Raw genomic sequence first — 20,812 nt, forward strand, 5'->3', positions numbered from 1 at the left:
AGACATGCAGGCTCGAACCACTCCAAAACCCCTTCGGGCCAAAAGTGTTACCCATGTCTCCGGTATAAACCGTAACCTATGTGTCCGGAACGGACCTGAAAACGTTGGCGATCCCGACAGGATTCGAACCTGTGACCATCGGCTTAGAAGGCCGGTGCTCTATCCAGCTGAGCTACGGGACCGTCGGCCGGCCAATGGGCCGGCTGAAATACTTGGCGCTGGCCGCCGGTCAATGCGTCCAGGGCGTCCTGCGGTCATAGCGGAAATTCTCCGCATAGGAAATCTGGCGGCGCTTGGTCTCTTTCGGCTCCTCGACGCGGAAGGCAAGCCCTTCCTTTTCGGCGTAGGCGACCGCTTCTTCGCGCGTGTCGAAGGTGAGCCTGATCTGGCTTCTCATGTCTCCCGAGGTGGTGTAGCCCATCAGCGGGTCGATCTTCTTGCGCATCTCGGGATCGAATTCCAGCACCCAATGGCCGGTCTTGGCCTTGCCGGACTGCATCGCGGTTTTGGCTGGGCTGAAAATGCGCGCGGACATGGCCACCTCTTTGTTGTGCGAGGCAGCGTCGCCGCCCGTAGGCCGTCATTACTGCGCATTGGCACCGGCGGCAAGGTTTTTGCACTTGCCATGTAACACCGAAATGAATAGGCAACAGACCGTTCGGAGTGTAGCGCAGCCTGGTAGCGCATCTGGTTTGGGACCAGAGGGTCGGGAGTTCGAATCTCTCCACTCCGACCATTTCTCTCTAAAATGCGATGCCGATGGCACCGAAGGGTTTTGCCCTTATTCGCGTTTCACCATTTCAGGCTCGCTTCCCTCGCCATTGCCGGCTTAAGCTGCGGCAAACGGGGGATTTGCGGTGCTTGGGATCGATGCTTGGGTGTCGCTGTTCGGGCCGGCCTATTTTGCCTATGCGGGCGTGACGGTTCCGTTCATGGTGACGTGGGCGATCGCCTGCGCGGCCTTGGCGATGTGGAACAATCGCGAGAGCCGCAGACAGGCCAGGCTGGCCCCGGGCATAGCCGCCTCCCATTCCTGGCCCGCCAGCATCGGGATGTTCGTGCTGGTCGCGGCCTGTTACATCGCCGCGCATTCCGCCGTCTATGTGGTGGTCCGGCATTTCGTCAGACTATGGCTGTGACCGCAAGCTCACCGGCTGACGGCGCCACGTTCAGAGCACACCCTCGATATCGGTTTTCGAAAAATCGGCCCCGACATACAACAGCCGGCAAGCGTGCTCCTTCGCCACTTCATAGGAGAAGCAATCGCCGAAATTGAGCGCGGCCGGATGGATGCCCTTCCCCCATTGCGCATAAGCCTCCGCGATTCGCCTGGCTGACGCCGGCGTCACCGCAACAACCTCGAAGCCAAGCCCATCAATCAGGCTGGATAGCTCGGCAGCGATGCCACGATGGGCGGCTACGATCAGCGCCTCGGCGACGGTGCCGGCGGAAATCAGGAGGTCATCTTCGGCTTCGATCGCGGCGATGCAAGCGGCGGCCCGAGGCTCATCAAGTACGATCGCCATAAGTGCAGAGGTATCGACCGCGATCACTCGGGCATGCCGTCTTCGCCATAAAGGAAATCCTGGCTACGGGCGGCGGATGGCCCCGCCTTCGCCTTGGCCGCCCCGGCAGTGCGCGCGGCTTCCAGAAGCGCCCGGCGAGCTCCCTTTTCGGGCATTGCCTTGATGGGAACCAGCCGCACGGCCGCATGACCGTGGCGGGTCAGAATAACCTCGTCGCCCGCCTCCGCGCGGCGCACCAGTTCGGTCAGCTGTCCCTTGGCGTCGGTGACGGATACCTGCATCGATCACTCCGCACGGACCATGCTGTGGTCCAAATCTTTCAACGGAAAAATAGACCATCGAATGGTCCATTTCAAGAGTTTCGACGATGCGACTGGTCAGTGTCGTTGGGTGAATGTCCGCTGCGGCGGCACCCGCTCGATACATTCTTAAAGGCAAGCTCGCCGGGCGAGAACCCCAACCGCCTCATCCCGGCGAGCCTACAACCTGATTTGGAACGCAATCAGGACCGGGGTTAGCCGGCAACCTCGCGCTGCAAGACCGGTGCCAATCTTGTGTGCCAAAACGGGACCAGGTGGAGACGGAGAATCGCTGGAGCCCTGAAGCCATCAAATCTCGAACTCACCCTGCCCCTCGTCCATGGCGCTCACGGTCTCGGCGGCCAGTGCCCTTGTGATCGGCATCTTGCGCTCCAGCGCGGTGCGATCCAGGCGCTCCACCACACGCATCGCGGTTGCCAGCGAACGTTCGATGCGCCGCACCAGATACTGCACGACATGCGGCTCGACCTCGACCTGCCGGTCGGCGAACAGCTTGGTGATGACGCCGGCGAGCAAGAGATCGTCAGGCTCGTGGATCTCGACGGTCGCCGCCGCCTTCAGCCGCGAGGCAAGATCGGGCAGCTTGACGCCCCAGGCCGACGGAAAGCGCCGCGCCGTCAGAAGCAGTGTCGAGCCAGCACCGCGCACGGTATTGATCAAATGGAACAGGCCTTGCTCATCGACCGCGCCGCTATCGACATCGTCGATCAGCGCCGGCCGCGCACCGAGATTGGCGATGCTGTCACCCATGCGCCTGGCGTCGACGGCCACCGCGTTGGCGCGAGCACGCCAGATCGAGGCCAGATGCGTTTTGCCCGAACCAGCGGGGCCTGCCAGCACCACCACTGGTGCTTGCCAATTCGGCCAGCGGTCGACCAGTGCGGCCGCCTGATTGTTGGTGCCGGAGACGACCAGCTCGTCGCGCGAGTAACCGGTGCCGTGGCCGAGATCGAGCGGCAGTTGGCGCGGCGGATCGGTTCGCTGGGCAGTCACGTCAACGACGCGGTTGTGTGCGATGGCCGCCACCGCGATCGGCCGGCAACGTCGGCGCGGGTGCCGTCGCGTGGCCCTTGTAGAGCGGCGATTCCAGATAGCGGGCGATGGCAAACCGCACCAGAACGGCAACCGCCGCGGATGCAGGAACAGCAATCAACAGGCCGACAAAACCGAACAGCGCGCCGAAGGCGAACAGCGCGAACATGAGCCACACCGGATGCAAGCCGACACTTTTGCCAACCAGCCTGGGCTGCAGGATGTTGCCTTCGACGAACTGGCCGATAAAGAAGACCACGGCAACGGCGACAATCATCGTCCAGTCCGGCCAGAACTGGACGAAGGCAACGCCGACGGCCAGCACCAGCCCGGTCAATGAGCCGACATAGGGGATGAAGGAGATCAGCCCGGCGAACAGGCCGATGAGGATGGCGAAGTTCAGCCCCGTCAGCGTCAGGCCGGTGGCATACATGGCGGCCAGCACCAGGCAGAGTGTGCCCTGGCCACGCACGAAGCCAGCGGTGGCGGTGTTGATGTCGCGTGCGATGGCGCGGACCGTCGCCACGTTGTCGCGCGGCACCCAGCTGTCGATGACCGCCACCATGCGATCCCAGTCGAGCAGCATGTAGAAGGCAACCACGGGCGTCACCACGAACAGGCTGACCACGGAGACCAGCGCCACGCCCGAACTCCAGATCGAAGTGAAAACCGTGGTGAGCAGGCCGAAACCGGAGGTCAGCAGCGAGTTCAACCCGTCGCGCAGGCCATTGGCGTTGACGCCGAATTTCTGTTCCAGCCACTTCGGATCAAAGGAGGTGATCAAGCTCTGCAGCCGCGTCAGGTACTCCGGCAGCTTGCCGGCGAAATCGGCCATCTGCGTCGCCAGCACCGGAATCAGGATGACGAAGGCCAGCACCAGCACGATGAGGAAGGTGATGAGGATGACCACGGTCGCCATGAAGCGGCTGAGGCCGAGCCGTTGCAGCCGGTCGGCGACCGGATCAAGGAAATAGGCAAGCACCATGCCGGCGACGAAGGGCAGCAGGATGGCGCTGAAGACATAAAGAAAAAGCGCCAGGATCGCGGCACCCGCCAGCCAGAAGAAGATCTGGCGGCGGAACGTGGCCGACGCCTCGGCCTCAGCCGCCGTCTCGCCGGCCGGCACTACGACGACCGTCTGGTCGTCCACGGCTTTGCCCCGCGCCACCGCTTTGGGGGCGGCCGGCTTGCGGGCAGCCTTGCCGTCGATGGGCTTGTCAGCCTGATTTACCGCCTTCGCCATAGCCGTTCATATGCCTCAGCCAAGCCACGAGATAGGCCGCGGCCGAAGCCACGGTCAAGACCCAGGACAGCAATATGAGGGTGGGCCGCAGAGGGTCGAGGTGCCCGGCAAAGGCGAGTTCGCCCAGCACAACCGCCGCCAGCGCGATCTGTATGGCGGTATTGGCCTTCGACACCAGAAACGGCTTTATCTCGACGGGATGGCCGATCACCGTGGACAACAGGACAGCGCACACGATCAGCGCGTCGCGCGACACCATGGTGACGACCAGCCACAGCGGCAATTGCCCGATGAAGCCCATGACGACGAACACCGAAACCAAAAGCAGCTTGTCGGCGATCGGATCGAGATAGGCGCCGAACCTGGACTGCTGGTTGAAGCGGCGCGCGATGAAACCGTCGACACCGTCGGAAAGGCCGGCAACGACGAAGCCGGCAAAAGCCCATTCCCAACGTGCCTGCAACATGGCCAGCACCACGGCAGGCACCAGCACAAAGCGCAGGATGGTGATCAGGTTGGGGATGGTCAACGCATTGTCCCGCCGTATTATGCCTCGAGATAGATGAGGGAGATGGAGGGCCGAGGCAAGGGAGAAGCAGGACGGGCCAGCGGCAGACGCAGTGCGCGATGCCCCGGCTATCCACGCTTTTGTCAACCAAACGGCGCCCGGTTCGGCCGTTATCCTTGCGGACCGAAACCGTTCATGCGAAGAGCCCGCAAACGAGCAGGAACATTGCGATGAGCAAGCGCGAAACCGGCCAGCATAAAACGGGCCAGAACAAAACGGCCAAGCGCAGAAACGGGCTCACCTATGCCGAGGCCGGCGTCGACATCGACGCCGGCAATCTCATGGTGGAGAAGATCAAGCCGCTGGTGCGCGCAACGCGCCGGCCAGGCGCGGATGGCGAGATCGGCGGCTTCGGCGGCCTGTTCGATCTCAAGGCCGCCGGTTTCACCGATCCGGTGCTGGTCGCCGCCAATGACGGCGTCGGCACCAAGCTCAAGATCGCCATCGATGCCGGCAAGCACGACACGATCGGCATCGACCTCGTCGCCATGTGCGTCAACGACATCGTCGTGCAGGGCGCGGAGCCGCTGTTCTTCCTCGACTATTTCGCCACCGGCAAACTCGATCCCGAACAGGGTGCCGCGATCGTCGGCGGCATCGCGCAGGGTTGCCGCCAGGCCGGCTGCGCGCTGATCGGCGGCGAGACCGCCGAAATGCCCGGCATGTATTACGGCAAGGACTATGACCTTGCCGGCTTTGCGGTGGGCGCGGCCGAACGCGGGCAGCTTTTGCCCACGGACGACATCGTCGAAGGCGACGTGCTGCTCGGCCTTGCCTCCTCCGGCCTCCATTCCAACGGGTTTTCCCTGGTGCGCCGCATCGTTGCCGCAAGCGGCCTGGCGTGGAGCGATCCGGCGCCGTTCAACGACGAGGCGACGCTGGCCGAGGCGCTGCTCGAGCCGACCCGCATCTACGTGAAATCGCTCCTCAAGGCGATCCGCAACACGCACGGCATCAAGGCGCTGGCGCACATCACCGGCGGCGGCTTCCCGGAAAACATCCCGCGCGTGCTGCCCAAGGATTTCTCGGCCGAGCTCGACCTCGAAGCCATCGACGTGCCGCCGGTGTTCTCCTGGCTGGCCAAGACCGGCGGCGTGGCGCCGGAAGAGATGATGCGCACCTTCAACTGCGGCATCGGCATGATTTTGGCTGTCGCTTCGGGTCAGGCGGCGCAGGTTGCGGCCGTCCTGCAGGAAGCCGGCGAGACGGTGACGCCGATCGGCCGCATCGTGCCGCGCCGCGACGCCGGCGTCATCTATCGGGGCTCGATCGGCCTATGAGCGCGCGGAGGAAACGCACAGTCGTTCTGATTTCGGGGCGCGGCTCCAACATGACCGCGCTGATCGCGGCGGCCAGCGACCCGTCCTTCCCTGCCGAGATCGCAGGCGTCATCTCCGATAAGGCTGACGCCGCCGGCCTCGTCATCGCCAGGGCACGCGGCATCGCCACACAGGTCATTTCGCGCGCCGACCACGGCAGCAAGCAAGCGCATGACGCGGCGATCGACGCGGCACTCGCGGCCTTCAATGCCGACATCGTGGCGCTGGCGGGCTATATGCGCATCCTGACCCCCGGCTTTGTCCAGAAATGGCAGGGCCGCATGATCAACATCCACCCTGCCCTGCTGCCGGCCTTCAAAGGGCTCGATACCCATGCCCGCGCGCTGGCCGCCGGTATCCGCATCCATGGCTGCACGGTGCATTTCGTGACATCCGAGATGGATGACGGCCCCATTATCGCCCAGGCTGCGGTGCCGGTGATGGTCGGCGACAATACCGATACGCTGGCTGCCCGGGTACTGAAGGCCGAACATCGGCTCTATCCGCTGGCGCTTGGACTGGTGGCCGAAGGCAAGGCGCGCATGGAGGAGGGCCGCGCCGTGCTCGCCCACTTTGCCGACGATGCCGACAACGGCACCTCGGTGGTGATGGCACCCGACCCGCTGCGCGAGGAGGCCGATCTCGAGCAGCTGGCGCGGATCACGCCTTAAGCCGAGGACACGGCGATGAAACAGCTGCTCCTCCTACGCCATGCCAAATCGAGCTGGGATGATCCTGATCTCGATGATTTCGACCGGCCGCTCGCGGAACGTGGGTTGAAGGCAGCCCGATTGATCGGTCGCGAGCTTGCCGCGCGCGACTGGCTGCCGGACCTTGCATTGGTGTCACCGGCGCTGCGCACCCGCGATACGTGGCGGCTGGTGGCGGCGGAACTGCCGGCGCAGCCTCGGGTCGCGTTTGCCCAGGCGCTTTACGATGCTCCAGCGGCGGATATTCTGAGCCAGGTACGCAAAGCAGACCCGTCGAGCGGCTGCCTGCTGGTTCTCGGCCACAATCCAGGCCTGGAGGATCTGGCAAAACAGCTTGCCGGATCGGGATCGGAGGCGAAAGCGCGCAAGAGGCTCGAGCAAAAGTTTCCGACAGCAGCCCTCGCGCGCTTCGTCTTTGAACACGATTGGTCTGCCCTGTCGGCCGCCCGGCTGACGCACTGTCTGCGGCCGAAGGATCTGAGCTAGACGGGTGCGGCAGATCAGACCTGCCGCACCCCTGACATCAGTTGCCCCATATGCCCTGGCCGGGCTCCGGCCAGTCGATGCCGGGCTTGATCTTGGTGTCGGCAGCCTTGTGCCTGGTCATATTCGTGTTGTTGTCGACGGCGCCGGTGGCGGCGTGGTCCACGCCGGCGACCGGGGCGACCGGCTGGTTGGCATTGTCCGAGCCATAATGGTCGCTGCCGGCGAGTGCACCTCCGGTTGCGACGAGCATAGCGGCGGCAGCGAGAGCAAGTCTGTTCATTTCAATCTCCAGGTCATTCGTTGGGCGGCGTCTTGGGAGGACGGTTCCGCTGAGGACAAGACCAGAACCAGCCTGGTTTTATTCCTGACCGTGAAATGTTTTTTGCCGACTGCGAAGATCGGCTGATACGGCAATGCCCAGGGCTCATCCAAAAAAACAAGAGCGGCGGGCCAGGCCCACCGCTCTTTGACGTCGAGTTAGTCGAGGCCCCGCGCGGGATCAGCGGCCCCAGTTGCCCTGGCCGGGATCCGGCTGATTAGAGTCGGGCGTCAGTTTGAAACCGCGGTGTTCGACCGGCTTGCGGATCGAAGCCGTATAGCTGTGGTCGATCCTATCCGCAGGCGCGGTGACAGCCGGCTGATTGACGTTGTCCGAGCCATAGTGGTCGCTGCCGGCGAAGGCGCTGCCCATGGCAACGAGAATGGCGGCGGCGGTAAGTGCGATCCTGTTCATTTTCTTTACTCCAATAGTTCTGGTCTGTCCGTCAAGTGGCGTGCCTTGGGAGGACTTCGCGTCGCTCGGACCACCTGGAAGTGGGTTTTTCGTTCGCCGGCTTCCAATCACGAAGATGTTCCTTCACGGCCAGATTCCGGACCTCAAAGGTCAACAACGAATTTGAAAATAAGACGATTTTCATCAGCAATAACAGATTTTTACTGAAGATCTCACGGGGCATTGCATTGTATTTCGCCGAGTTCCGATTCGCGCTGCGCTCACGGCTCGTCAACATTAATTGAACCGACTGGTTCGATCCGTGATCAGCACGCGGGCTGCGCCCGCTCGATGGTTGTCCGGCATGGCCGGCCCGGTTGGCTCAACCGGTCGCTCTGCCAAAAAAAAAACAAGAGCGGCGGGCCAAGCCCACCGCTCTTTGTCGTCACGCGATGCTTGAAGGGATCAGCGGCCCCAGATGCCTTGGCCCGACTGAGCAGGCACCTTGGCATTGACGTCAGCCTGCGCTTTGTCCGCCTTCAGGATCGAACCGGTGCGGAAGGTGTCGACATTAGAGGTCGACTGGCTGGCAACCGGCTGGTTGGCGTTGTTGGAGCCGTAGTTGTCGCTGCCGGCAAAAGCGGTGCCCGTGGCAACGAGAATGGCGGCGGCGGTGAGTGCGATCTTGGTCATTTCAAGTACTCCTGAATTCAAAGGTGGATGGATTGGCAGTCGCGATTAGCGGCCGAAGAGGTTGCGGTCAGCGCCCTGCGGAGCCTGGACCGACGCTGCCGTCGACTTCGAGGTCGAAGCGGTGACCGAATGGTCGACAGTGGCGGCAGGCTGGTTGGCGTTGGCCGAGCCATAATTGTCGCTGCCGGCAAAAGCAGTGCCCGTGGCAACGAGGATGGCGGCGGCGGTAAGAGCGATCTTGGTCATTTTATTTACTCCAGAATTTCTTTGTTCTGTCCGTCTAGTGGCGTGCCCTTGGGAGGATTTCGCGTCGCTCGGACCACCTCCAGATGGAAAAGGCCTCTTGGGATTTCTAGTCGCATCGGTTTTGCAGTATTTCATTACATTATGGACAATGCATATTGCACCGCAGCATTTTTAGTCTGATTTATCACACGTTTTCAGATAGTTAGTGTTTCCATTTCGGGCGCATGCCAGAGCAGATCGGAGGACATTGTTCACCCTTTGCTATACAATCCGTCAACCAGAACCGAACCGTTCGGTTCGATTTAATTAAAAACGGGGTGTCTGAGCCTATAAAAATTCGGATCCCGACCGCGGCCAAGCCGCATTTGCCTTGCGTTGCGATCGAGACTATCGATCATTTCGGGTCCGATTGCCGAATGGGCCCGCCAATCGAGCCCGAGGCGGCCGTTGAGACCGAAAGTGGGCGGATGCTGGAACGGCAATAGACATGCGATTGCTGCTTGTGGAGGACAATCGCGAACTGGCGGACTGGCTAGGCAAGACCTTGCGCCAGGCGAATTATGTCGTCGACATCGTCCATGACGGCGAGGATGTCGAGCATGCGCTCGCCGCCGGCGACCACGCGCTTGTCATTCTCGATCTTGCGCTGCCTCGCATGGGTGGACTGGAAGTGCTGCGTATGCTGCGAACACGCGGCAACCGGGTGCCGGTGATCGTACTGACTGCCAATGCCAGCCTCGATGGCCGAGTCAAAGGCCTCAACGAAGGCGCCGACGACTATCTGCCGAAGCCCTTTCAGATCGAGGAACTCGAAGCACGCATCCGCGTCCAACTGCGCCGCGCCAATGTCCGGACGGCACCGGTCGTTGCCTGCGGCGACCTCGTCTTCGACACCAACACCAGGCTGTTTTCGCTCGGCGGCGAGACGCTGGCATTGACGCCGCGCGAACATGCCGTGCTCGAGCAGTTGATGATCAAGGCAGGACGCACCGTGAGCAAGGCCGCCTTGTCCGCGGCGATCTATGACTTCGAGACCGACGCCGATCCAAGCGCCATCGAGATCTATGTGCACCGTGTGCGCAAGAAGCTTGAAGGCTCGCGGGTCCAGATCACCACTTTGCGTGGCCTCGGCTATCTCTTGCGCCACGATGATCTGGCGCCATGATGATTTGGCGCTATGAAGACTAACAGCCTGCGCCTGCAATTGCTGGCCTGGGTCGTGCTCCCCCTGGCCGGGCTTGCGACCATCAATCTGTGGACCAGCCAGCGCAACGCTCTGGCGACCGCCGATCTGGTCACCGACCGCATGCTGGTCGGCTCGGCTCGCGCCATCGCCGAGCAGGTCGCCATGGCCGATGGCGTACTCGATGCCACCATCCCGCCGGCGGCGATCGAGATGTTCGATACCGGCGATCGCGACAGCGTCTACTATCGCGTCGAGACCGCCGGAGGACGGTTGCTGACCGGCTACCCCGATTTGCCGCAAGCGCCGCGGCATGCGAGCGTCGAGGCGAGCTATCGCGACCATATGTTGCGGCTCTTGACGCTCAGCCACGCGGTGATCGGCGCCGGCGGCGATTCCCCCATAACGGTCACCGTGGGCATAACGCTCTCCGGGCATGATGCGATGGTGAGGCGGCTGTGGCTCAGCGCCTTCGTCCAGCAACTGGCGCTCGTGGCGATCGCCGGCGTGTTCGTGCTGCTTGGCCTGCGCCGCGGCCTGGCGCCATTGATGAGCCTGCGCGACGCGGTGCGTTCGCCAAGCCGAAGCGACCTCGATCCGGTTGACGTGCCGGGCGCGCAGAGCGAAATCCGGCCTCTGATAGAGGCGCTCAACGCCTACATGGAACGGGTGCGCGCGCAGATGGGAGCGCAGCGCCGTTTCATCGCCAATGCCGCACATCAATTGCGCACGCCGCTGGCGCTGCTATCGACGCAGGCAAGCTATGCGCTACGCGAAACCGCCACCGATGCGCGCCAGGAAGCGCTGGTGGCGCTGCAGGCCAGCTCCGGCAAGCTGGCGCGGCTGGCCGAACAATTGCTCACCCTGTCGCGTGCCGAGCCTGGCAGCCGGCGGCCACGCGCCGATCGCATCGACCTGACAGAAGCCGCCCGCCATGTACTGGAAACGCAGGCGCCCGCGGCGATCGCCCGCAAGATCGATCTCGGGCTGGAGGAAACAGGGCCGGTTGCAGTCATTGGCGACGGCACCATGCTGCGCGAGATGATCGTCAATCTTGTCGACAACGCGCTGCGTTACTCGACGGCAGGCGCCAGCGTGACGGTGAAGCTGGCCGCCATCGATAGCGAAGCCGTGTTGACGGTAGCCGATGACGGGCCCGGCATCCCTGCCGAAGAGCGGGATCACGTGTTCGAGCGCTTTTATCGCATCGCCGGTTCGACCGAGGAAGGCAGCGGCCTGGGCCTCGCCATCGTGCGCGAGGTTGTCGAGAATGCCGGCGGCCGCGTCACCCTCGGGGATGGCGCGGCCGGCGGTCTGGTGGTCGAGGTCAGGTTGCCCCTGGCCTGAACCGACCCGCGCCCAGCGCGGGCTCGGACTGTCCTCGGAACAAAATCAGGTGCCCTGCTCGTTGAACGGCGCCGGCCGCCACTTGACGACATAGTTCTCGAAGCGGGTGATGATGAATTCCACCACCAGCGCCATAACCGCCAGGATGATCATGGCGGCGAAGACGCCATTGGCGTTGAAGGCGCCCTGCGCGGTCGAGATCAGCAGGCCCATGCCTTGCTTGGCGCCGAGGAATTCGCCGACCACGGCGCCGACCAAGGCAAAGCCGAAGCTGACATGCAGGCTGGCCAGGATCCAGCTCATCGCCGACGGGATAATGACGGTGCGGGTGATCTGGAACGGCGAGGCACCGAGGATCTGGGCGTTGGCGATCATCGCCCTGTCGGCCTCGCGAACCCCCTGGAAGGCGTTGGCGAAAACGACGAAGAACACCATCACCACGGCGAGCGCCACTTTCGAGGCCATGCCTAGGCCGAGCGCGATGATGAAGACAGAGCCGAGCACGACGCGCGGCACGGAATTGGCGATCTTGATGTAGATCGAAAAGACATCGGCCAGCAGCCGGTTGCGGCCGAGAATGATGCCGGCGGCGATGCCGCCCAGTGCGCCGATGGCGAAGCCGAGGAAGGTTTCCTCCAGCGTCACATAGATCTGCAGCCAGAGCGGTCCCTGCGAGGTGCCCTCGGTGATCCAGGACCAGATCTGTTCCCAGATGCCCGAGGGGCTGGCGAAGAAGAACGGGTCGATGATGTTATAGTCGGCGCCGAGTTCCCACAGGCCAAGGAACGCAACGAGGATAGCCAGGCGCAGGCCGATGACCAAAGCATGGCGGCGGCGCAGCCGGGCCCTCGCCCGGGCCTCGGCAACGGCAATGGAGGCATCGCGGACGGCGGCATGGGAAGCGGTGGGAGAGATAGCGGTCATGTTGGTGTCTCCTCTCAATGCCCGCTCTGCAAGGTGCGGCTCTGGCCGAGCTGCACTTCTTCGCGCAGGTCGTTCCAGATCACCTTGGCGATCTCGACGAATTTCGGGTCGTAACGGATGTCGGCCATGACACGCGGACGCGGCAGGTCGATGCGGTAGACGCTCTTGACCGTTCCCGGCCCGGCGGTGAGCACATAGACCTTGTCGGCCAGCGCCACCGCCTCCTCCAGATCGTGGGTGACGAAGACGACGGAGGATTTCTGTTCCGACCACAGGCCGAGCAATTCGTCCTGCATGGCCGTGCGCGTCTGCATGTCGAGCGCACTGAACGGCTCGTCCATAAGCAGAATCTTCGGCTGGTTGATGAAGGTCTGGGCAAGGGCGACGCGCTTGCGCATGCCGCCCGAAAGCTGGTGCGGATAATGTTTTTCGAAGCGGCCGAGGCCGACGCGGGCGATCCAGTCGCGGGCCCGATCATAGGCCTGCGCCTTGGCGATCCCGCGATAAAGCGGACCGGCGGCGACATTGTCGATGACGCTTCGCCAGGGAAAAAGCGCATCGGCCTGGAAGACGAAACCGATGTCGCGGCTGATATCGGTGACCGGTTTGCCCATGACGCGGACATGACCTGTGGTCGGCCGCAGCAGGCCGGTGACGAGGTTGAGCGTCGTCGACTTGCCGCAGCCGGTCGGCCCGACGACGCAGGCGAATTCGCCACGCGCCACCGTCATGGTGAAGTCGCGGATCGCCGTCATCATATGGCCGTCGGGCGTGACGAAGCGTAGCGTCACATCATCGATGGCGATCGCGGCATCGGCCGGCGGCGCGGCCTGAGACAACTTCTCAGCCGCCATCGTTTGCACTTGCATGGCATACTCCTGTGGCGATGATGCGAGAATGCCCTGCGGCCAAAACTGTGGTCGCCATCTCTCGACATCGGTAGGCGCGCCGCTGCCAAATCGATTCAGGCCAGCGGCGCAACTTGTTGTTCCTCAAGAGCGAACCGGGTAACCCGCCTCGCCTGCCTGCCTACTTGGCGGCGTCGACGAATTCCGTCGTGAAGGTTTTCGACAGGTCGATCTGCTTGCCCTGCAGGCTCTTGGAGAAGGTCGACAGAACTTTCAGCACCGTCTCGGGGCCATCGGCCGGCATGCGTCCGTCGGGCGTGAACATCGCCTTGCCGCCGGCGAGCCCCTGGATATAGAGATCCTTGTTGCCGGCGTAATAGTCCTTCGGCATCTTGTCGGCGATCTCCTCGGCCGAATGGCCGGCGATGAACTTCATCGTCTTGACGAAGGCATTGGCGAGCTTCTGTGCTTCGTCCTTGTGGCCTTCGACCCAGGAAGACTGGACGTAGAAGGATGCCGCAGGATAGTCGCCGCCCAGCGCTTCCTTGGTCTTTTCGGGCGTGCGCATGTCGACCAGGACTTTGGCCTCGCCGGTCTTGAGCAATTTCGCGATGGTCGGCTCCGTGGTCATGCCGGCCTGAATTTGGTCCTGCTTGACGGCGGCGATGAAGGTATTGCCGGCGCCGACCGGCAGCAGCGTGTAATCACCCGGCTTCAGGCCGCTGCGGACGGCAAGATATTGGGTCAGGAAATCGGTCGACGACCCAAGCCCGGTGACGCCCAGCGTGGCGCCCTTGAAGTCGGCCGGCGACTTGATCTCCGGGTGCTTGGCGGAGACCAGTTCGACCTCGCCAGGGGCCTGGCTGAACTGGACGATCGACTGGATGTATTTGCCCTTTGACTGTAGGTCGACAGTGTGGTCGTAAAAGCCGACAACGCCCTGCACGGCGCCGGCCAGCAATTCATTCTCGGCCTCGACGCCGGCTCGCGAGTTGATCAGTTCGACGTCGAGCCCCTCATCCTTGAAGTAGCCGAGCTGCTGGGTGAGCACGGCCGGCAGGTAAATCTGCTTTTCCATGCCTCCGACGATGATGGTGATCTTGTCCGCGGCGGACGCCGCGGTCGCGCCCGTGCCGACAATGGCGAGCGTCAGCGCCGCCGAACGCAAGATGCACTTCGAGATCAAACCGGTCATGTAACTTCCTCCACCTGGGCGGTGCGCCATCCAGGCTGCGCCGCATTCCTCCTGCCGGCCACTCCCGCACCGGTCACGCGGCGAACGCCGCAATGAATCAATTGCATGCCCAAGCTTTCAGCTGGCTTTCAGCCACTTCAGCAACCGGGGAATGAAAATAGCCAGGATTTGCCGGTTACGATGCGCCAAAACCCAATACGTCGCGCATGTCGTACTCGCCGGGAGCGCGGCCCGCCACCCAGAGTGCCGCGGCGATGGCGCCACGCGCGAACATGATGCGGTCGCCAGCCGCATGCGACACGGTGACGGTTTCGCCCTCGGCGCAGAAGCTGACGCTGTGCTCGCCGACGATGCCGCCGCCGCGCGCCACCGCGAAGCCGATCTCGCCCGCCGGCCGCGTGCCGGTGACGCCATCGCGGACGCGCCTGGCAACCGCGTCCAGTTCGACGCCGCGTCCGCCGGCAACGGCTTGCCCCAGCATCAGCGCCGTGCCCGATGGAGCGTCGACCTTATGGCGATGATGCGCCTCGAAAATCTCGGCATCCCAGTCTTGCGGGCCAAGCGCCCGCGCTGCCCGCCCGACTAATCCGACCAACATGTTGAGCCCGAGCGAGAAGCTTCCGGACCGCACAATTGCGACGGTTTTCGCGGCGGCGGCGATGGTGGCCAGTTCGGCGGCATCGAAACCCGTCGAGCCAATTACCAGCGCTGGTCCACCGCGCTCCGCACAGAAGCTGGCCAGATCGGCGGAGGCGGCCGGCGTGGTGAAGTCGATGACCACATCGGCCACGGCAAGCCCCTCGTCGCGGCTCACCAGCCCATCACCGACACTGTCTGGGCGGTGAAAGCGGGCGGCAAGCGCCAGGCGCGCATCAGCCCGCACCGCATTCGCCATCTGGCGTCCCATGCGGCCGACCGCGCCTGATATGGCGATCCTGATCGGCGGTTGCGCCATCGACTCCTGCTATTTCCACATCCCGCGCATGCGGGCGCCGATGTCGACGCGCACCTCCGGCCGGGGTGCCCTGCCCTGCACCGCTTGCGCGGCCGGCCACGAAAGCTGCTGGAAGGCGGCAAGGATAGAGGGCGGAATGAAACGGGTGCGCGAGGCATAGAGATGGCGGTCGCCGCGCGCCGCCTGGCCGTGCGGAAAGAAGCGCTGCGGCATGACCAGGTTGAGGCTGTCCTTGGCTCGTGTCATCGCCACGTAGAGCAGCCGGCGCTCTTCCTCGATGTCCTCCTTGGTGCCGACGCCGAGATCGGCCGGAATGCAGCCATCGACCGTGTTGAGCACGAAGACGTTCTTCCACTCCTGGCCCTTGGCCGAGTGGATGGTGGACAGGATCAGATAGTCCTCGTCGCGATGCGGCGGCCCGGCCTGATCGCTGGTCGCGTCCGGCGGATCGAGCGTCAGCTCGGTCAGGAAGCGTTCGCGCGAGGCATAGCCCGAGCCGATCTGCTCGAGCTGCAGCAGGTCGGCGCGGCGCGTGATCGCATCCTCGTGGATGCGTTCCAGATGCGGTTCGTACCACAGCCTGATCTGTTCGAGGTCGGCTGGCCATTTGGCGCCAGCTCGCAAGCCGGAATAAAGCGAGACAAAACCCGGCCAATCGTCGGCGGCGCGCTGCGGCGGACGCCAGCCGGCCAGGCCCATCGCCTCGTCCAACGCCGACGTCATCGCTTCGACGATTTGCGCGGCGGCGGAAGGGCCTATGCCCGGCAGAAGCTGCAGCACGCGAAAACCCGCGACACGGTCGCGCGGGTTTTCGGCGAAGCGCAGCACCGCCAGCACGTCCTTGACGTGGGCTGCATCGAGGAATTTCAGGCCACCGAACTTGACGAAGGGAATGTTGCGCCGCGTAAGTTCGATCTCCAGCGGTCCGCTGTGGTGCGAGGCACGAAACAGCACCGCCTGCGACTTTAGCGCGGTGCCAGCCTCGCGCTCCGCCAGGATGGTGTCGCAGACGAAATTGGCCTGCTCGACCTCGTCACGCACGGTCACAAGTCTTGGCTTGTCGGCGGATTTGCGTTCCGACCACAGGTTCTTGGTGAAGCGCTCCGAAGCTTCGCCGATGACCGCATTGGCGGCCGCCAGAATGGTCTCGGTCGAGCGGTAATTGCGCTCCAGCATCACCACATCGGCGGTCTGGGCGAACTGCCTGGGGAAGTCGAGGATGTTGCGCACTTCGGCAGCGCGGAACGAGTAGATCGACTGCGCGTCGTCACCGACCACCGTCAGCCCGGCGCCGTCGGGTTTCAGCGCAAGCAGAATCGACGCCTGCAGCCGATTGGTATCCTGGTATTCGTCGACCAACACATGGTCGAAACGCCCGCCGAGATGCGTGGCGATCTCAGGCTCGGCGGTCATCTGCGCCCAGTAGAGCAGCAGATCGTCGTAATCGAGCACGTTCTGCGCCTGCTTGGCCTCGACATAGCCGGCAAACAGCTGCTTGAGCTGCTCGGCCCAGCCGGCGCACCAGGGGAAAGCAGATCCCAGCACCTCGCCGAGCGGCACCTGCGCGTTGACGGCGCGCGAATAGATGGCAAGGCAGGTGCCTTTGGTCGGAAAGCGCGCTTCCGTCCGGGAGAAGCCGAGTTCGTGGCGTACGAGATTCATCAGATCGGCGGAATCCTCGCGATCATGGATGGTGAAGGCCGGATCGAGGCCGATCTCCATTGCATAATCGCGCAGCAGCCGCGCACCGATGCCATGAAAAGTGCCGGCCCAGGTCAGCGCATCCGTGATCACGGCAGCATCGCGGCCTAGCACCTCGCCGGCGATGCGCTCGACGCGCCTGGCCATTTCGGATGCGGCGCGCCGCGAAAACGTCATCAGCAGGATGCGGCGCGGGTCGGCTCCCTTGACGATCAGATGAGCGACGCGGTGCGCCAGGGTGTTGGTCTTGCCGGAGCCGGCACCGGCGATGACCAGCAGCGGGCCTGCAATCTTGCCGTCGCCATGTTCGACGGCCTGGCGTTGGGCGTCGTTTAGCCGGGCGAGATAAGCCGGCTGGACGGTCGAGTCCAAAAAGGTCGAATCATGGGCGGCGAGGTTCATCGCCCATCAAGCATCGTTTCCGCTTTGTTCGCAACAGAGAAGCAGCTCCGCCAATTCGGCGAAACAAGAAGGTCAGCGTTTCGGGTCAACGCCCATCGACGCCGATTGCCGGCGCAACGCCTCGCGGTCGTTTGCGGGCGCCGGCAGCAAGAGAGGATCGACACTGTCGGGTACCTCATCGATCATCTTGCGGGCGAGACGGTAAGTAACAAAGGCCAACGTGCCAACCAGGAGCAAACGGATCATGCGGCGGTCCTCCTTCGCTGGGTCAACCTGAGGCAGGGGATTTTGTTCCCTCGGTGCAATCGAGCAACCAAACCGACACCGCGTCGTTTTGGGGGTGGAGGAAATAGCGATGAAAAAGCTAGTACTGATCCTCGCGCTGGTGGCCTTGGCTCTCTCGGCTTGCGACAACAAACTGCCGCCGACAAAGGCGCCTGGAGCGGACCAAGACCTCGCAATTCCTGTCGTGAACAATGGCATTGCTGGCCAGTGAATGGTGCCCTGCGCCAGACGATTACGGCATCGCCCTCACGCATTGCCTCGAGGCGATCGAGGCGGAACTTGGAATCGCGCAGTTCGTGGCCTGCGTCCTGGCGCAGCTGTTGTATCTGGGCCGAGGCAGCGGTCAAGTTTCGTTCGAGTTCAGCGATAAGCGCGCGCACCCGCCGCGCTTCGTCCTGACGCACGCCTTTATCCAGTTCCGCCCGCGCATCTATGAACCACAGCAAACTAAAAGCCCGCCGCGGTCATGGCAGCAAAACTCTAACTTCCGCCAAGCGCGAGCATTCTAAATTTAACGAAAGCTAATTTAGCACAGGGAAGAAGGCCGGCGCCGCTTGGGAGGTAATCTGATAGCGCCGGCCAGGCGGATATCAGGTCCGCCGCGCCAGGGAGGCTAGCTGAGTCTTGCCGTTGCGTCATGCGAGATCAGGGATTTCAACCGTTCCCGGGCGTTTTCCCCCCGTAAAATGCCGCGAAAAGCCCATGAGGGTTCAAGTCCCAAGCCGCTGCCTGGCGATGGCGACATGGAAATTGACACCGAACAACAGCCCATCATCGTTGAAGTCGTAGCTGGAATTGTGAAGCGGTGCCGAGACCTCGCCATTGCCGAGGAAGACGAAGCAGCCCGGCACATGATCGAGGAAGCGGGCGAAATCCTCCGATGCCGTCATCGGCTCGCGGGCGACCGCGATATTGCCGGGCTCGAACACGTGTCCGGCGGCGGCGAAGGCCGCATCGACCAGTTCGGCATCGTTGCGCAAAGGCACGAATTCCCTGGTATAGTTGACCTCGGCGGTGACATTGTAGGCGGCAGCGATACCTTCGGCGACAATGCGCATCTGGCGTTCGATCGCGGCGCTGACCTCGGGGCGGAAACTGCGCGCGTCGCCAAGGATGCGGGCAAGGCCCGGCAGCGCGTTGCGGGTGCCGTCGGTGATCAATTCGGTCACCGAAACCACGGAAATGTCGGCCGGGCTCAGCCGTCGCGAGACGATGGTCTGCAGGTTGGTGACCAGCGCACAGGCGGCAACCAGCGTTTCCTGACCCGAATGCGGCCGAGCAGCGTGGCCGCCCAACCCCCTGAGGACGATCTCGAAAATATCTTCGGCCGACATGACCGGGCCGGCGCGGGTTTCGAAATGCCCGACAGGCAGGCCCGGCATGTTGTGCAGGCCGAATATCTCGTCGAAGGGAAAGCGCTGCATCAGGCCATCATCGAGCATCGCCAACGCGCCTTTTCCCCATTCCTCCGCCGGCTGGAAGATGAAGCGCACCGTGCCGTCGAAACCACCCTCCCCAGCCAGAAGCTTGGCCGCACCCAGCAGCATCGCCGTGTGGCCGTCATGGCCGCAGGCATGCATGAGACCGGGATTGCCGGAGCGGTGGGGCGCGGTCGATTGCTCCGATATGCGCAGCGCATCCATGTCGGCCCGCAGCGCGATGGCACGGTTGCCGCTGCCACGCTTCAAAGTGCCGACGACGCCGGTGCCGCCGACACCCTCGGCGACATCGTCCAGGCCGAATTCGCGCAGCTTGGCCGCGACGAAGGCCGCCGTGCGCTTTTCCTCGAAGCCGAATTCGGGATGCGCGTGCAGATCGCGCCGCCATCCGGTCATCTCCAGCTTCAGCGCATCGCGATCGATTTCAGCCATTGTCTGATATCTCCTGATCCGCAAGGCGGGTGACGACATCAAGCAGGATGTTGGCGCCGGCGACAAGCTCGGCATCGGCGGTATGTTCGCGCGGATTGTGGCTGATGCCGCCGGCGCTCGGCACGAAAATCATCGCCGCGGGCGCAAGGCGCGCCATCATCTGCGCATCGTGGCCGGCGCCTGAGGTCATGCGCTTCGATGCATACCCGCGCTTCTTCGCGGCGGCTTCGATCAATTCGACAATGCTGATATCGAAGATCACAGGCTCGAAGCGGGCCAGCCGCTCGACCGAGATCGCGACGCCATCGCCGGCCGCGAGGTCCTCAAGAAACGCGGCGAGCGCGGCTTCCTCGGCTTGCAGGCGATGCTCGAAAGGGTCGCGCAGGTCGACGGTGAAGACGGCGCGCGAGGGGATGACATTGATGGCGTTTGGCTCGAAACGCATCGTGCCGACCGTCGCAACAGTCGGCGTGTTCGAAGCCTTGGCGCGGTCGTGCAGGAACGTGACGACACGCGCAGCCGCATGCCCGGCGTCATTGCGCATCGACATCGGCGTGGTGCCGGCGTGGTTGGCGATGCCGTCTATGGTGATGCGCTGCCAGGAGATGCCTTGGAGGTTTTCCACAGCACCGATCGGTACGCCTTCGCGTTCCAGGACCGGGCCCTGCTCGATATGCAATTCGAGATAGACATGCGGTTGGAGGAAGCCCGGCTCCTCGTCGCCGGCATAGCCGATGCGGGCCAGTTCCTCTCCCAGCACGCTGCCATCGGTGCCGACGGCCGCCAGCGCCTCGTCGATACCGACGCCGCCGGCATGGACCAGTGAACCCATCATGTCAGGGGAATAGCGAACCCCTTCCTCATTGGTGAAGGCGGCGACCGCGAGCGGGCGCGACGGGACAAGAGCCGACGCCTTCAGCGTTTCGATCACCTCCAGCCCGGCGAGCACGCCGTAGCAGCCGTCATAGATGCCGGCATCGATGACAGTGTCGATATGCGAGCCGATGAGGATCGGCGCATGGCCAGCATTCTCCGGCACCCGCCAGACTCCGAAGATATTTCCCATGCGATCGATGGCGATTTCGAGACCGGCCTCGCGCAGCCAGCGGACGAAGCGGTCGCGACCCAGCCTGTCGGCGTCGGAGGCGGCCAGCCGCACCAATCTGCCCTCGCCATCACGACCGATGCCGCCGAGCTCGCGGATGCGGCCAAGCAGCCTTTGTGCGTCGATCGAGGTCATTGCGTC

Annotated in this window: 25 protein-coding genes and 2 tRNA genes; 8 read left to right on the forward strand and 19 right to left on the reverse strand. The window is 63.5% G+C overall.

From position 1 onward, the window contains the following. Positions 1-105: 105 nt before the first annotated feature. Both FJ492_RS23335 and FJ492_RS23340 read right to left on the reverse strand, forming a co-directional pair. A tRNA-Arg gene (locus FJ492_RS23335) sits at positions 106-182 on the reverse strand. Between the two features lie 47 nt (positions 183-229). After that, entirely contained in the window at positions 230-535 is a 306-nt protein-coding gene (locus FJ492_RS23340; RefSeq protein WP_015318428.1) for an ETC complex I subunit, read from the reverse strand. Positions 536-659: 124 nt separating this feature from the next. On the opposite strand from FJ492_RS23340, the gene FJ492_RS23345 reads away from it, so the two are divergent. Both FJ492_RS23345 and FJ492_RS23350 read left to right on the forward strand, forming a co-directional pair. After that, positions 660-736 (forward strand) — tRNA-Pro (locus FJ492_RS23345). A gap of 121 nt (positions 737-857) precedes the next feature. Further along, the gene (locus tag FJ492_RS23350; protein WP_140507452.1) at positions 858-1,139 is read left to right on the forward strand and encodes a hypothetical protein; all 282 of its coding nucleotides are present in this window, start codon (positions 858-860) and stop codon (positions 1,137-1,139) included. Between the two features lie 30 nt (positions 1,140-1,169). Here FJ492_RS23350 and FJ492_RS23355 read toward each other — a convergent pair whose 3' ends face one another. From FJ492_RS23355 to FJ492_RS23375, 5 genes are all read right to left on the reverse strand, one after another. Next, on the reverse strand, positions 1,170-1,553 hold the full coding sequence (locus FJ492_RS23355) for a type II toxin-antitoxin system VapC family toxin (protein WP_140507454.1): 384 nt from the start codon (positions 1,551-1,553) through the stop codon (positions 1,170-1,172). Next, positions 1,550-1,807 (reverse strand): type II toxin-antitoxin system prevent-host-death family antitoxin, encoded by a 258-nt coding sequence (locus FJ492_RS23360; protein ID WP_140507456.1) that lies wholly within the window; start codon positions 1,805-1,807, stop codon positions 1,550-1,552. Before FJ492_RS23360 ends, FJ492_RS23355 begins: the two co-directional genes overlap by 4 nt. Before the next feature lie 327 nt (positions 1,808-2,134). Continuing rightward, positions 2,135-2,839 carry a DnaA regulatory inactivator HdaA gene (gene hdaA, locus FJ492_RS23365; protein WP_140772567.1) on the reverse strand — a complete coding sequence of 235 codons (705 nt, stop codon included), beginning with the start codon at positions 2,837-2,839 and terminating at the stop codon, positions 2,135-2,137. Between the two features lies 1 nt (position 2,840). Continuing rightward, positions 2,841-4,121, reverse strand: coding sequence for an AI-2E family transporter (locus FJ492_RS23370; RefSeq protein WP_246672735.1), 1,281 nt, complete (start codon positions 4,119-4,121; stop codon positions 2,841-2,843). Next, positions 4,096-4,650 (reverse strand): CDP-alcohol phosphatidyltransferase family protein, encoded by a 555-nt coding sequence (locus tag FJ492_RS23375; RefSeq protein ID WP_140714092.1) that lies wholly within the window; start codon positions 4,648-4,650, stop codon positions 4,096-4,098. The genes FJ492_RS23370 and FJ492_RS23375 overlap by 26 nt, the downstream gene beginning before the upstream one ends. Positions 4,651-4,859: 209 nt before the next feature. On the opposite strand from FJ492_RS23375, the gene purM reads away from it, so the two are divergent. From purM to FJ492_RS23390, 3 genes are read left to right on the forward strand one after another with little or no spacing between them, the layout of a single operon-like run. Further along, entirely contained in the window at positions 4,860-5,969 is a 1,110-nt protein-coding gene (gene purM / locus FJ492_RS23380; protein WP_140772489.1) for a phosphoribosylformylglycinamidine cyclo-ligase, read from the forward strand. Then, positions 5,966-6,679 (forward strand): phosphoribosylglycinamide formyltransferase, encoded by a 714-nt coding sequence (gene purN / locus FJ492_RS23385; RefSeq protein ID WP_140772491.1) that lies wholly within the window; start codon positions 5,966-5,968, stop codon positions 6,677-6,679. The genes purM and purN overlap by 4 nt, the downstream gene beginning before the upstream one ends. Before the next feature lie 15 nt (positions 6,680-6,694). Further along, positions 6,695-7,204, forward strand: a complete 510-nt coding sequence (locus FJ492_RS23390; protein WP_140714088.1) for a histidine phosphatase family protein — start codon at positions 6,695-6,697, stop codon at positions 7,202-7,204. Positions 7,205-7,241: 37 nt separating this feature from the next. On the opposite strand, the gene FJ492_RS23395 is transcribed toward FJ492_RS23390, so the two are convergent. The 4 genes from FJ492_RS23395 to FJ492_RS23410 form a co-directional block, all read right to left on the reverse strand. After that, positions 7,242-7,484: a DUF680 domain-containing protein gene (locus FJ492_RS23395; RefSeq protein WP_140772494.1), complete on the reverse strand. Its 243-nt coding sequence runs from the start codon at positions 7,482-7,484 to the stop codon at positions 7,242-7,244. Between the two features lie 219 nt (positions 7,485-7,703). After that, positions 7,704-7,937 (reverse strand): DUF680 domain-containing protein, encoded by a 234-nt coding sequence (locus tag FJ492_RS23400; protein WP_140714084.1) that lies wholly within the window; start codon positions 7,935-7,937, stop codon positions 7,704-7,706. Positions 7,938-8,381: 444 nt separating this feature from the next. Next, complete coding sequence (locus FJ492_RS23405; protein WP_140507466.1) at positions 8,382-8,609, reverse strand: DUF680 domain-containing protein; 228 nt, start codon at positions 8,607-8,609, stop codon at positions 8,382-8,384. 45 nt (positions 8,610-8,654) lie between these two features. Continuing rightward, positions 8,655-8,855 (reverse strand): DUF680 domain-containing protein, encoded by a 201-nt coding sequence (locus FJ492_RS23410; protein ID WP_015318441.1) that lies wholly within the window; start codon positions 8,853-8,855, stop codon positions 8,655-8,657. A gap of 487 nt (positions 8,856-9,342) precedes the next feature. Here FJ492_RS23410 and FJ492_RS23415 point away from each other — a divergent pair, with 487 nt between their 5' ends. Further along, on the forward strand, positions 9,343-10,020 hold the full coding sequence (locus FJ492_RS23415) for a response regulator (RefSeq protein WP_140772496.1): 678 nt from the start codon (positions 9,343-9,345) through the stop codon (positions 10,018-10,020). A 12-nt stretch (positions 10,021-10,032) separates the two neighbouring features. Beyond that, positions 10,033-11,385 (forward strand): sensor histidine kinase, encoded by a 1,353-nt coding sequence (locus FJ492_RS23420; protein ID WP_140507470.1) that lies wholly within the window; start codon positions 10,033-10,035, stop codon positions 11,383-11,385. A gap of 45 nt (positions 11,386-11,430) precedes the next feature. On the opposite strand, the gene FJ492_RS23425 is transcribed toward FJ492_RS23420, so the two are convergent. The 6 genes from FJ492_RS23425 to FJ492_RS28840 form a co-directional block, all read right to left on the reverse strand. Then, positions 11,431-12,309: an ABC transporter permease gene (locus FJ492_RS23425; RefSeq protein WP_015318444.1), complete on the reverse strand. Its 879-nt coding sequence runs from the start codon at positions 12,307-12,309 to the stop codon at positions 11,431-11,433. Between the two features lie 14 nt (positions 12,310-12,323). Next, complete coding sequence (locus FJ492_RS23430; RefSeq protein ID WP_140714079.1) at positions 12,324-13,178, reverse strand: ABC transporter ATP-binding protein; 855 nt, start codon at positions 13,176-13,178, stop codon at positions 12,324-12,326. Between the two features lie 160 nt (positions 13,179-13,338). Beyond that, positions 13,339-14,352, reverse strand: a complete 1,014-nt coding sequence (locus FJ492_RS23435) for an ABC transporter substrate-binding protein (protein ID WP_140714077.1) — start codon at positions 14,350-14,352, stop codon at positions 13,339-13,341. A gap of 175 nt (positions 14,353-14,527) precedes the next feature. Beyond that, on the reverse strand, positions 14,528-15,307 hold the full coding sequence (gene dapB, locus FJ492_RS23440) for a 4-hydroxy-tetrahydrodipicolinate reductase (protein WP_140772498.1): 780 nt from the start codon (positions 15,305-15,307) through the stop codon (positions 14,528-14,530). Positions 15,308-15,316: 9 nt separating this feature from the next. Continuing rightward, the gene (locus FJ492_RS23445) at positions 15,317-17,410 is read right to left on the reverse strand and encodes an ATP-dependent helicase (protein ID WP_140772500.1); all 2,094 of its coding nucleotides are present in this window, start codon (positions 17,408-17,410) and stop codon (positions 15,317-15,319) included. Positions 17,411-17,482: 72 nt separating this feature from the next. Further along, positions 17,483-17,656: a hypothetical protein gene (locus FJ492_RS28840; RefSeq protein ID WP_015318449.1), complete on the reverse strand. Its 174-nt coding sequence runs from the start codon at positions 17,654-17,656 to the stop codon at positions 17,483-17,485. 230 nt (positions 17,657-17,886) lie between these two features. On the opposite strand from FJ492_RS28840, the gene FJ492_RS28845 reads away from it, so the two are divergent. Continuing rightward, positions 17,887-18,204: a hypothetical protein gene (locus FJ492_RS28845; RefSeq protein WP_181166732.1), complete on the forward strand. Its 318-nt coding sequence runs from the start codon at positions 17,887-17,889 to the stop codon at positions 18,202-18,204. A gap of 201 nt (positions 18,205-18,405) precedes the next feature. Here FJ492_RS28845 and FJ492_RS23450 read toward each other — a convergent pair whose 3' ends face one another. Next, positions 18,406-19,566, reverse strand: a complete 1,161-nt coding sequence (locus FJ492_RS23450) for a M20 aminoacylase family protein (protein ID WP_140507478.1) — start codon at positions 19,564-19,566, stop codon at positions 18,406-18,408. Continuing rightward, a complete protein-coding gene (locus FJ492_RS23455) occupies positions 19,559-20,806 on the reverse strand; it encodes a Zn-dependent hydrolase (protein ID WP_140749432.1) in 1,248 nt (415 codons plus the stop codon). The genes FJ492_RS23450 and FJ492_RS23455 overlap by 8 nt, the downstream gene beginning before the upstream one ends. Positions 20,807-20,812: the final 6 nt, after the last annotated feature.

It is taken from the genome of Mesorhizobium sp. B2-5-4 (genome assembly GCF_006441095.1).
Classification (GTDB): Bacteria; Pseudomonadota; Alphaproteobacteria; order Rhizobiales; family Rhizobiaceae; genus Mesorhizobium; species Mesorhizobium salmacidum.

Coding starts and splice junctions, on each gene's coding strand:
- FJ492_RS23420 (WP_140507470.1), top strand. CDS start 10,033: ATGAAGACTAACAGCCTGCGCCTGCAATTGCTGGCCTGGGTCGTGCTC.
- FJ492_RS23370 (WP_246672735.1), bottom strand. CDS start 4,121: ATGGCGAAGGCGGTAAATCAGGCTGACAAGCCCATCGACGGCAAGGCT.
- FJ492_RS23410 (WP_015318441.1), bottom strand. CDS start 8,855: ATGACCAAGATCGCTCTTACCGCCGCCGCCATCCTCGTTGCCACGGGC.
- FJ492_RS23415 (WP_140772496.1), top strand. CDS start 9,343: ATGCGATTGCTGCTTGTGGAGGACAATCGCGAACTGGCGGACTGGCTA.
- FJ492_RS23425 (WP_015318444.1), bottom strand. CDS start 12,309: ATGACCGCTATCTCTCCCACCGCTTCCCATGCCGCCGTCCGCGATGCC.
- purM (WP_140772489.1), top strand. CDS start 4,860: ATGAGCAAGCGCGAAACCGGCCAGCATAAAACGGGCCAGAACAAAACG.
- FJ492_RS23455 (WP_140749432.1), bottom strand. CDS start 20,806: ATGACCTCGATCGACGCACAAAGGCTGCTTGGCCGCATCCGCGAGCTC.
- FJ492_RS28840 (WP_015318449.1), bottom strand. CDS start 17,656: ATGATCCGTTTGCTCCTGGTTGGCACGTTGGCCTTTGTTACTTACCGT.
- FJ492_RS28845 (WP_181166732.1), top strand. CDS start 17,887: ATGGCATTGCTGGCCAGTGAATGGTGCCCTGCGCCAGACGATTACGGC.
- FJ492_RS23340 (WP_015318428.1), bottom strand. CDS start 535: ATGTCCGCGCGCATTTTCAGCCCAGCCAAAACCGCGATGCAGTCCGGC.
- FJ492_RS23400 (WP_140714084.1), bottom strand. CDS start 7,937: ATGAACAGGATCGCACTTACCGCCGCCGCCATTCTCGTTGCCATGGGC.
- dapB (WP_140772498.1), bottom strand. CDS start 15,307: ATGGCGCAACCGCCGATCAGGATCGCCATATCAGGCGCGGTCGGCCGC.
- purN (WP_140772491.1), top strand. CDS start 5,966: ATGAGCGCGCGGAGGAAACGCACAGTCGTTCTGATTTCGGGGCGCGGC.
- FJ492_RS23390 (WP_140714088.1), top strand. CDS start 6,695: ATGAAACAGCTGCTCCTCCTACGCCATGCCAAATCGAGCTGGGATGAT.
- FJ492_RS23435 (WP_140714077.1), bottom strand. CDS start 14,352: ATGACCGGTTTGATCTCGAAGTGCATCTTGCGTTCGGCGGCGCTGACG.
- FJ492_RS23450 (WP_140507478.1), bottom strand. CDS start 19,566: ATGGCTGAAATCGATCGCGATGCGCTGAAGCTGGAGATGACCGGATGG.
- FJ492_RS23445 (WP_140772500.1), bottom strand. CDS start 17,410: ATGAACCTCGCCGCCCATGATTCGACCTTTTTGGACTCGACCGTCCAG.
- FJ492_RS23395 (WP_140772494.1), bottom strand. CDS start 7,484: ATGAACAGACTTGCTCTCGCTGCCGCCGCTATGCTCGTCGCAACCGGA.
- FJ492_RS23430 (WP_140714079.1), bottom strand. CDS start 13,178: ATGCAAGTGCAAACGATGGCGGCTGAGAAGTTGTCTCAGGCCGCGCCG.
- FJ492_RS23405 (WP_140507466.1), bottom strand. CDS start 8,609: ATGACCAAGATCGCACTCACCGCCGCCGCCATTCTCGTTGCCACGGGC.
- FJ492_RS23360 (WP_140507456.1), bottom strand. CDS start 1,807: ATGCAGGTATCCGTCACCGACGCCAAGGGACAGCTGACCGAACTGGTG.